This is a genomic window from Sphingomonas mucosissima, from assembly GCF_002197665.1.
Classification (GTDB): Bacteria; Pseudomonadota; Alphaproteobacteria; order Sphingomonadales; family Sphingomonadaceae; genus Sphingomonas; species Sphingomonas mucosissima.
Genome location: NZ_NBBJ01000009.1, coordinates 21,570 through 32,000, shown reverse-complemented (window position 1 = coordinate 32,000; position 10,431 = coordinate 21,570). Strand labels below are relative to the sequence as shown.

Sequence of the window (10,431 nt, the reverse complement as noted above, 5' to 3'; positions counted from 1 at the left end):
GACCCGGCGAGCAGACCACCTCAGGCGCCGCCGCCGCCGCCGCCGCCTGAGGTGGTCTGCTCGCCGGGTCCGTTCATTGTCTTCTTCGAGTGGGACAAGTCGGACATCACGCCAGAGGCTTCGTCGATCCTCGACAACGCCGTCACGCAGTACCAGTCGTGCGGCAACGCGCAGGTCATGCTGGCCGGCCACGCCGACCGTTCGGGCTCTGCGTCGTACAACGTCGGCCTGTCGCAGCGCCGTGCGGACGCGGTCCGGGGCTACCTGACCTCGCGTTCGATCCCGGCAGGGGCGATCTCGACCGAAGCATTCGGCGAAAGCCGTCCGCGTGTCGACACTGCCGACGGTGTTCGCGAAGTTCAGAACCGTCGCGTGGAGGTCACCTACGGTCCGGGTTCGGGCATGTAAGACCTTCGTCTCGACAGACGAACTGGGAGGGGCCGGATTTTCCGGCCCCTCTTTTTTTGTGCTAACGCCAATGTAGAAGGTCGGGCGGGATGCGGCCGTGAGGCTCAAAGCTGGTGCTTTTGTCCTTCGGGTAAGGCTCGCGCCGCTGCGGACGGACGCGCGCGCCGTTCGAAAGCAGGCGGATCGGCGTTTTCCATCCGGCGCCGGCCTTGGTGGGCCCGATCGCGGCGTCGCTCTTGTTCGGCGGGCCCTGCCAAGATGACGGCCAGTGTGGCGCGGGCTAGTGTGTCAGCGGACAGTCCGATGATGCCGGTGCGACGGACGGGCAGTCCCCGGAGTGCCCGATGGGCGGACCGACGAGCGGCTGCGGCTTGGCACGTGCGATCGCTTCTTCGGCTGTGCGCCGCATGCTTGTCGCGGGGCTACGTTGTCTTGTGCCCAGCGCTTCTCAGCTGATGTGATGATCGTGGCGATCATGGGCGCCCTCGTCCAACGCGCGTCAGGGCCTTTCGGTATCTGTTTAAAGACCGGTAAGCGCGCCGCTCCGGCTCTCCGCTACGCTTGCTTGCCAGCATCGCTTTGCTGCGGCGAGGGAGCGGCCGGAGGCGAGGCGCCCGGCCTCGTAAGAACGTGGCGATGCCCGCGCCGGGCCCGCAAGCGGCGAGGTTGCGCTGATCGCCTCCGATAACAAACCTCGGAGCGCTAGAGAGTTCAGGGGGGCGGCCCCGAGATTAAAGCAGAACGGGTCAGGCGCTTCGCCTGACGCGCTGGCGCTCCGTCGTGGGTTACCGCCGCGTAACCCGCGTCACATGTCCCATCTTGCGCCCGGCACGCACTTCGCGCTTGCCATAGAGGTGGACATGGGCGCCGGCCTCGGCGAGCAGATCCGGCCAACGATCTACTTCGTCGCCGATCAGATTTTCCATCGTCACGCCGGCACCCGTCAGCCCCGTGTCGCCCAGCGGCAAGCCGCAGATCGCGCGCACATGGTTTTCGAATTGGGAAGTGACGGAGCCTTCGATCGTCCAATGGCCGGAATTATGGACCCGCGGCGCCATCTCGTTGAAAACAGGCCCTTCCGCCGTGGCGAAGAACTCGCACGTGAGCACGCCGACATGGTTCAGCGCGTCGGCGATACGCCCCGTCAGGGCCGCCGCCTCCGTCCAATGCGCCGCGATCGGCGGCGGCGCGGGAACGGTGGAGCGCGCGAGGATGCCATCGGCATGCTCATTCCATGGCGGCGGGTAGCTCACCATCGTGCCGTCCGCGCCGCGGACCAGCACGATCGAAAACTCGTGGCTGAAGGTGACAAAGGCTTCCAGCACCGCAGCGCCGCCGACCGCGGCCCAGGCCTCGTCGGCATCCGCCGGCGTGCCCAAGCGCGCCTGGCCCTTGCCATCATAGCCCATCCGCGTCGTCTTCAGGACGGCAGGCGTGCCGATCTGCTCGATCGCTGCGTCGAGCGCCGCGCGTGTTCCAACGGCAGCCCAGCGAGCGGGTGTACCACCCAGGTCGGCGACGAACGCCTTTTCCGCCAGCCGGTCCTGCGCCACGCGAAGGCTGACGGGCGAGGGGTGGACCGGCACGCGCTCCGCCAGCCATTCGACGGGCTCAGCGGCGATGTTCTCGAACTCGTAGGTGACGACGTCGCACTGCGCCGCAAAGTCGGCCAGTACCACCCGATTGTGATAATCGGCGCGTGTGAGCGAAGAGGCGGTTTGCGCGGCGACGCTTTCGCGATCGGGCGCCAGCACATGGGTACGATAGCCAAGCTGCGCGGCGGCGGATGCGATCATCCGGCCGAGCTGACCGCCGCCGAGAATGCCGATCGTGGAACCAGGCGGCAACGCGGTCACGCAGGAAGCTCCGCCACGCTTTCGGTCTGTGCGGTACGCCAAGCCTTCAGGCGGGCGGTAAGCGCTTCGTCGCCGATCGCCAGGATCGAGGCCGCAAGCAGGCCTGCGTTGATCGCCCCTGCCTTGCCGATCGCCAACGTGCCCACCGGAATGCCGCCGGGCATCTGCGCAATGGAAAGAAGGCTGTCCATTCCCTTCAGCGCCTTGGATTCCACCGGCACGCCCAGCACCGGCAGATGCGTCATGGCAGCCGCCATGCCGGGCAAATGCGCCGCACCGCCGGCACCGGCAATGATCACCTTCAGCCCGCGATCCGCGGCATGGGTGGCATAATCATAGAGCCGCTGCGGTGTGCGGTGTGCGGAAACCACGCGGGTCTCGTGAGAAACGCCGAGCGTGTCGAGCGTCTCCGCGGCATGCCGCATCGTTTCCCAATCGGAGGTCGAGCCCATGATGATGCCGACAAGCGTCATAGCGCGCGGTTAGCGAGGCACGCTGACGAGGGCAACAGGCAAGCTTTGCTTGGAAGCCGCCGCCGGCGTGATCTGCTCGACGTTGGCCAAGCGTCGCTGGTGCCGGCGATGCTCGGCCGCCGGTAGTCAGGATCGCGATTGCGGGTGAAGCGCCAGGATCCGGGCGACGTCGCGCTCGACCACCTTGTGCGTCACCCGTTCGATCAGCCGCTGCGCGCTTCGCCAGGGGCGAAGCTCGCCCTGACGGTGCCGCCGGCCGTCGATGAGACGACTTCCCCAACTCTCGATGGTGACCCCGGTGGTTTCGGGCACGTCCCTGGCAAGCACCAGCGACGGAAAGGGCAGCGCGATCGCCGGCGAGGCAAAAGCGGCGTGATCGCGCCCGTTCACCGCAGGCGGATCGAACAACAGCGCGCCGGCAACGCGCGATACGTAGCTCGCCGGCGACAATCGCGCCCACCATGATGCGGCATGGCAGCCGATCCCCTCCGCCACGAGCACGACGGCGCGGTCAGCCCGCATCACGGCCGCATCGAGCTGTGCCGCCCAGATGCCGCGCCGCTCGCCGCTGTCCAGCACGACATGCTCATCGCCCTGACTGGGCCAGCGCAGCCGCGTGTTCCACGCAGGAGCGTCGACGCCCGGAGCACCGATGGTGATGATCGAAAAACGGTCCGGCATGATAGCCGCGGCGATCGACATGGCGCCCTCTCCGAATCGAGGAATAACAGCAGCATGGCACCATTCGCCTGGCCGCCGCAATGCCTTGCGTGACGCGCCTCGACGCCATCATCAGGTGTGCGGCGCATGACGGCCTCGTGCGCCGGCCCCTCGCTAAGCTGCTCTGCGGCAAACAATATAACGGCAGCAATGATCGTAAGCGGCTGGATCGGCGCGGATAGACGTTCAGCCTGGCGGCCACGCGAACGCCAGCCGCGTGTCGCCGTCCGCGATGCCGGACGCGCCAAAGCGCCGCTCGATGATCACGCCGGCACCGTCATCTGCGATGGCGATCACCGTGCTGCACCGCGTGCCGTACACCGCATCGCGAATGAAGACCGGGCGCTCACCTGGGACTACGATCGTCTCGTCGGCAAGCAGATCGAGGAGTTCACCGGGCGAGGTGTCATTGTCGAGCCACGCGCCCAGTGCCTCACTCAGCGTGCGGGTGCGCGGCCACGGCGGATCGAGTGGCCCGTTCGAAATGCCGTGGAGGCCAGGCGCGAACGGTTGATGCGCGATTGCCAAACGATTGGTGCGGTACTCCGCCTCCTTGCCGATCGTCATGAGGCTGAACCCACCATAAGTGCCGAGCGCCGTGTTGGCGGGCAGCGCGCCGTGGCGCAGGTAATCCGCGACCAACGCGCCGCGCGAGGGCGCTGCGTCGCCGCGCGGATACCCAGCGACATTGGTCACCACGGCAAAGCGGCCCTGCTCGGAAACGCCGATCCAGCCGCCGCCGGACACGAGATCGCGGCCGCCGAGCACATGCGGCGCGTCCTCCCACCGCATGAGCGGTGCCGAAGCGCGCGCATGAAACTCATCGCGATTGCCCGCGACGACGAGTTGCCAGCGCGGGTGGGCTCGCCAGGCGAGTGCAACGACACACATCAGCGGGATCGACGCGGCGAACGGCTCATCCGCTCCCCTTAACCTCTTTCAGGCGCCGCCGTGAACATGCCGCCTGCATCGCGCGCCAATCCCGAACGGTTCGGGCGGGCCTCAGCCGAGCAGCGCGCGATCGCGCAAGCCCCGCCACACCCGCAGCGCTTGCACCGTTTCCACGACATCATGCACGCGCAACAACTGCGCGCCGGCCTCCGCGCCCTTCAGCGCCAGCGCGACCGAGCCGCCGAGCCGCTCTCCCACCGGCGCTTCGTTGGAAAGAGCACCGATCAGCCGTTTGCGGCTGGCGCCGAGCATGATCGGGCAGCCCAGCCCGTGGAACATGGCCAGGCCATTAATCAGCGCCAAATTGTCCTGCAGCGATTTGCCAAAGCCGATCCCCGGATCGACGATGATCTTCGCGCGGTCGATACCGGCGGCAACCAGCACGTCGATCCGCGCGTCGAGCCAGTCGAACACCTCCGTCACGACGTGGCGATAGCCGCCGCTGCCATGCCCGCCTTTCTCCGGATCGGGCGAGTGCATGATGATCACCGGACATCCGGCGCGCACGACCACGTCCAGCGCGCGCTTGTCCCACAACAAGGCGGACACATCGTTGACGATGGCTGCGCCCGCGGCGAGCGCGCGCTCCATCACCAACGCCTTGCGCGTGTCGACGGAAACCAATGCACCGGCGGCGGCGAGCCGCTCGATCACCGGCACCACGCGCCTGGATTCGTCCTCTTCCCACACCGCCGCCGCACCAGGGCGGGTGGATTCGCCGCCCACGTCGATCACGCCGGCTCCTGCGCCGGCCATCACCATGCCGGCCGATGCCGCCGCGGCCGGATCCTCGCGATGGATCCCGCCATCGGAGAAACTGTCGGGCGTCATGTTGAGGATGCCGGCGACGACGGGCTGATCGAAGCGGAGCGTTCGTGCGCCCAGCACCAGCGGCGGGCGCGGTGCGGTGAAGCGTTGGTGAAGCTGCGCGGCGCGCCCCCCCAGGCCGGCGACGTCGGCAACGGATATGACGCGGGTTCGCCCGCCTTCGCTCAGCTCATAAGCGGCGAACCACTGCATGCCGCCCGCCAGCCGAGCCACGGCGCCATCTGCATAAGCGAATGGCGCGTCGGCGAAGTGGATCGGGCGGAGATGCATGGCGGATCCTCAGGCGAAAGACATCCGACCTCTGACGCAGGCACCGCGACCGAGCAAGCGGCGGTTCCAGGCTGTTCACCCGGCAGCCATTGCCTCCCGAAGGTATAGGGCAGGCCGGCACCCCTTTGCCGGAGCGCTGCCCGGTGATCAGACCTGCGTCGCGAGCAAATACGTCTGCCGGATCGCGTCGATCGGCTTCAGCGCGCCCTCGGCTTCGTAATGCCAGAAGCTCCAGCCGTTGCAGGCCGGCGCCCCCTGCAGCGTCGCGCCCAGCTTGTGGATCGAGCCGATCGCGCCGCAATCGCTGGCCAGGCTGCCATCGGCGCGAACGGTGGCGCGGAAGCGGCGCTTGGCATCCATCACGACGCTGCCGGCCGGCAGATAGGCGTTTTCGACCAGCACGCCGAACGCGACTTTGGGCTGCTGACGCGGGCTCTGCATCGTCGTGAGCGCCGATTCGTCGAGCGGCAGGGCGTCCGCGATGCGCGAGCGTGCCGCGTCGATATAGATGGTCTCGCGCTCGATCCCGATCCAGTGGCGGCCGAGGCGCTTGGCAACCGCCCCCGTGGTTCCCGTGCCGAAGAACGGATCGAGCACCACGTCACCCGGCTTCGTGCAGGCGAGCAGGATGCGGTACAGCAAGGCTTCCGGCTTCTGCGTCGGGTGGACCTTGTGCCCGTCGGCGCCCTTCAACCGCTCCTGACCGCCGCAGATCGGGAATTCCCAATCGGAGCGCATCTGGATTTCGTCGTTCAGTGTTTTCATCGAGCGATAGTTGAAGGTGTATTTCGCCTTCTCGCCCTTCGAGGCCCAGATCAGCGTTTCGTGTGCGTTGGTGAAGCGCGTGCCGCGGAAATTGGGCATCGGGTTGTTCTTGCGCCAAACGATATCGTTCAGGATCCAGAAGCCCAGGTCCTGCACCGCCACGCCGACACGGAAGATGTTGTGATAGCTGCCGATCACCCAGACCGTGCCATCGTCCTTCAGGATGCGGTTCGCTTCCGCCAGCCAGGCGCGCGTGAAGGCGTCATAAGCGGCAAAGGTGTCGAACTTGTCCCAATCGTCCGTCACGGCGTCAACATGGCTGCCGTCCGGTCGGAACAGCTCACCCCCAAGCTGCAGATTGTACGGCGGATCGGCGAAGATCATGTCGATCGATTTCGCCGGGAGCGCGCGCATCTGCGCGATGCAATCCCCCATCAGGATCTCGTCCAGTGGCAGCGCAGCCGTTTCCTCCGGGGTCTTGGCCCGGGCGCGACGCACGCGCGTTTTCTCGATGACTGCCATGCGTTCCCCCTGTTCGCACGCGATGGTCGTCGCGCGGTGGACTCGTCGTCAAGCGCTCAGTGATTGCGGATCAAAGCGGCCATTTCGTTGGCGAGGCGGAACATTTCGCGCACCTTCCAAGATATTGAGTCTGGCCCGCCTCGAGGACTCAACCGGTGGGGTGTGGCTGAAAAGACTCAGAGCGGAAGAACCGTCTGCGCGACCGGTGCGAAGCTGCGGCGATGCAGCGGCGAGGGGCCATGTTCCGCCAGCGCGCGGCGATGCGCAGGGCATCCATAGCCCTTGTTCGAGGCCCAGCCGTAGTGTGGGTATGATTCGTGATGCGCCAGCATGATCGTGTCGCGGGTATGCTTGGCGACGATCGAGGCGGCGGCGATCGATCGGCTTTGCGAATCACCGCTAACGATCGGCGTCGCGGCATAGCCCCAGCGCGGCAGGCGATTGCCGTCGACCAGCACATGGCCCGGCGCACAGCCAAGCGCGGCCGCCACCTGATCGACCGCCAGCGTCATCGCCTTCATCGTCGCCCAATAGATGTTGAGCGTGTCGATCTCGTCCGCCTCCACGATGCCGACGCCCACCGCGGCGCAATCCTTGATCCGCGCGCACAGCCGCTCCCGCTCGGTTGCAGAGAGCTTCTTCGAATCATCAATGCCGCGTGGCACGCCGCGCGCCGGCAGGATCACCGCCGCTGCCACTACTGGCCCGGCCAGCGGACCTCGGCCAGCCTCGTCCACGCCAACGACGGGCGCGAGGTACAGGCGTTCGTGCTTCAATCCGGGCATCAGGCAGGGGCTCTCAGGTGGGGAGCGCTCCCCTTAGCAAGTTGCGCCCGCCGGAAAAAATGCCGATTGTCGCGGCGCACGGGCGATTGGGCGGTGCGGGCGTGCCCTTGTCGTCACAGTTGCGCGCGAACGGTGCGGGCGATCTGCGCGCCGCTTGACGCCGGACTCGCCGGGGCGGATTATCGTAAGTCAGATTTTCACCACATTGTCGGGGGCGTTGTAGGCATGGCGAGCAGGGCGCAACCGTCCTTGTGGCGCGAAACAGTGAAGGCAGGGGCGGTGCGCAGCGGTGCGCTCGCCATGGCTATCGCGCTGTTCGTCGGCACTGTGCTGATGGCGCTTGCCCTGGCGAGTTACCGCCCGGGCGATGGCTCGCTCAACACCGCGTCATCGGGCGTCACCGGCAATCTGCTCGGGGTGCCGGGCGCCTGGTTCGCCGATCTCGCGCTGACGATATTTGGTCCGGCGGTGGCGCTGCTGCTGCCGATCGGCCCGGTAGTTGGCATGCGTTTGTGGCGTGAGCAGCCGGCTGGCGCCTGGAAGCGCATGCTGCGTCAGGCGACGATCGGCGTGTCGCTGATGGCGGTGGCGCTGGCGTGCGTGTCGGACGGGGCGGTGCTGGCGCTGCCGTTCGGCTGGGGCGGCGCGGTGGGCCTGGGCGGCGTGGCTGCGGCGCGCTGGGCGTTGGCGTTCGCGAACAACCCGCTGGTGACATGGTGGAGCATTGTTGCACTCGGCGTGGTGATGGGCCTGGCCGGCGCGGTCGTCTGGGGCCGCAGCCTGGAGGTGGATCTGCCGCGTGGCTGGATCCCGCGGCGCCGCCCACGGCTCGCGCTTCCCGGCGCTGACGATCAGTGGGACGCGGAAGATGACGAGGCGCCGGCTGATCTGGCGCGCAAACCGGTGCCCCCGCGCGCCGTGGCCGAGCCGGACAACCGCCCGGCACCGGTCATCAACGATCGTGTCGCGCCCCCCGCGACCGGCAGCAGCACCAAGGAGCCGCGTCAGGCAAAGCTGGCGCTGCGCGATGATTACGAGCTGCCGACGCTCGACATGCTCACCCCCGCGCCACCGTCGCAAAATGCGCAGATCGACAAGACCGCGCTGGAACGCAATGCGCGGCTGCTGGAAACCGTGCTCGACGATTTCAACGTCAAGGGCTCGATCGTCGAGGTTCGCCCCGGCCCGGTCGTGACGATGTACGAGCTGGAGCCTGCCCCCGGCATCAAGGCGACCCGCGTTATCAGCCTCGCCGACGATATCGCGCGCAACATGAGCGCGATCTCCGCGCGCGTCGCCACTATTCCGGGCCGCACCGTGATCGGCATCGAACTGCCCAATCCGAAGCGCGAAACGGTGTCGCTGCACGAGCTGATCGGCAGCCAGGCGTTCGAGGATCAGAACGCGCAGCTGCCGGTGATTCTGGGCAAGAACATCGCCGGCGATCCCGTCATTGCCGATCTCGCGCCGATGCCGCACCTGCTCGTCGCCGGCACCACCGGCTCAGGCAAATCGGTCGGCTTGAATGCCATGATCCTGTCGCTGCTTTATCGGCTCACGCCCGATCAGTGCCGCATGATCATGATCGATCCCAAGATGCTCGAACTGTCGATGTATGACGACATTCCGCATCTCCTCTCCCCGGTCGTCACCGACCCGGCCAAGGCCGTCCGCGCGCTAAAATGGGCCGTGGAGCAGATGGAGGATCGCTATCGCCAGATGTCCTCGCTCGGTGTGCGCAGCCTTGCGGGCTTCAACGAAAAGGTGCGCGCCGCCAAGGCCAAGGGCGCGCCGTTGGGGCGCAAGGTCCAGTCCGGCTGGGACGAGAACGGTCGCCCCGTCTATGAGGAGGAACAGCTCGATTATCAGGTGCTGCCGCAGATCGTCGTGATCGTCGACGAGCTCGCTGACCTGATGATGACGGCCGGCAAGGAAGTCGAATTCCTTATCCAGCGCCTCGCGCAAAAGGCGCGCGCGGCCGGCATCCACCTCATCATGGCGACGCAGCGCCCCTCGGTCGACGTCATCACCGGCGTCATCAAGGCGAACCTGCCGACGCGCATCAGCTTCCACGTCACGTCTAAGATCGATTCGCGCACCATCCTGGGCGAACAGGGCGCCGAGCAGCTGCTGGGCAAGGGCGACATGCTCTACATGCCCGGCGGCAAGGGCATCGTGCGCGTCCACGGCCCGTTCGTCAGCGACGAGGAAGTGCAGACCGTTACCGATCACTGGCGCGCGCAGGGCACGCCCGATTACATCTCCTCCGTCACCGAGGAGCCCGAGCAGAGCTTCGAAATCGAAGGCGCGCCAACGGGCGAGGATTCGGCCGAGGACCAGCAATATCGCGCCGCGATCCAGCTGGTATGCGAAAGCCAGAAGGCCTCGACGTCGTGGCTCCAGCGCCAGCTGCGCATCGGCTACAATTCCGCCGCGCGGCTGATCGAGCGGATGGAAAAGGACGGCATCGTCAGCCGCCCCGACCACGTCGGCCGCCGCGAAGTGCTGCGCGATACCGAAGGCCATCCGGTCTGACGGTGTAGCCCCGACCTCATGCCGGGCTTGTCCCGGCCTCCACGGCGCCACGCATGCCCGGCAGCAGGTACGCGGGCGGCTGGACGCCGGGACAAGCCCGGCATGACCGTCGTCCGCTGCACCCTGTCCACTCGGTCGCCATCGCACGCGCACGTCATTCCGGCCCTGCGCCGGAATCCAACGGTCCACGTGAGCTGTCACTGGCTCTTCCGGCCTAAGCGTGTGCGGCATCATGAGTCCCGGCGTGAGGCCGAATAACGACCAGGCACTCACTTGACTACGGCTGTAATCAGTGCGACCACAGTTGTAGTTGCAGGA

At 67.0% G+C, this 10,431-nt stretch carries 9 protein-coding genes; 2 read left to right on the top strand and 7 right to left on the bottom strand.

Translation table 11 applies throughout. From position 1 onward, the window contains the following. The coding region (locus SPMU_RS16385; RefSeq protein ID WP_140418508.1) for an OmpA family protein at nt 1–408 on the top strand (408 nt) is incomplete at its 5' end. A gap of 785 nt (nt 409–1,193) precedes the next feature. On the opposite strand, the gene SPMU_RS16380 is transcribed toward SPMU_RS16385, so the two are convergent. From SPMU_RS16380 to SPMU_RS16350, 7 genes are all read right to left on the bottom strand, one after another. Then, entirely contained in the window at nt 1,194–2,264 is a 1,071-nt protein-coding gene (locus SPMU_RS16380) for a 5-(carboxyamino)imidazole ribonucleotide synthase (RefSeq protein WP_088335438.1), read from the bottom strand. Then, nucleotides 2,261–2,737, bottom strand: a complete 477-nt coding sequence (gene purE / locus SPMU_RS16375) for a 5-(carboxyamino)imidazole ribonucleotide mutase (RefSeq protein WP_088335437.1) — start codon at nt 2,735–2,737, stop codon at nt 2,261–2,263. Before purE ends, SPMU_RS16380 begins: the two co-directional genes overlap by 4 nt. A gap of 126 nt (nt 2,738–2,863) precedes the next feature. Then, entirely contained in the window at nt 2,864–3,439 is a 576-nt protein-coding gene (locus tag SPMU_RS16370) for an alpha/beta hydrolase (RefSeq protein WP_088335436.1), read from the bottom strand. A gap of 204 nt (nt 3,440–3,643) precedes the next feature. Continuing rightward, complete coding sequence (locus SPMU_RS16365) at nt 3,644–4,348, bottom strand: NRDE family protein (protein WP_088335434.1); 705 nt, start codon at nt 4,346–4,348, stop codon at nt 3,644–3,646. A 111-nt stretch (nt 4,349–4,459) separates the two neighbouring features. Next, entirely contained in the window at nt 4,460–5,506 is a 1,047-nt protein-coding gene (gene folP, locus SPMU_RS16360) for a dihydropteroate synthase (protein WP_088335433.1), read from the bottom strand. Nucleotides 5,507–5,653: 147 nt separating this feature from the next. Then, on the bottom strand, nt 5,654–6,793 hold the full coding sequence (locus SPMU_RS16355; protein WP_088335431.1) for a site-specific DNA-methyltransferase: 1,140 nt from the start codon (nt 6,791–6,793) through the stop codon (nt 5,654–5,656). Between the two features lie 176 nt (nt 6,794–6,969). Beyond that, nucleotides 6,970–7,578, bottom strand: coding sequence for a ribonuclease HII (locus SPMU_RS16350; protein ID WP_088335430.1), 609 nt, complete (start codon nt 7,576–7,578; stop codon nt 6,970–6,972). 225 nt (nt 7,579–7,803) lie between these two features. Here SPMU_RS16350 and SPMU_RS16345 point away from each other — a divergent pair, with 225 nt between their 5' ends. Continuing rightward, nucleotides 7,804–10,113 carry an FtsK/SpoIIIE family DNA translocase gene (locus SPMU_RS16345; RefSeq protein WP_088335429.1) on the top strand — a complete coding sequence of 770 codons (2,310 nt, stop codon included), beginning with the start codon at nt 7,804–7,806 and terminating at the stop codon, nt 10,111–10,113. The last annotated feature ends 318 nt before the right edge of the window (nt 10,114–10,431 follow it).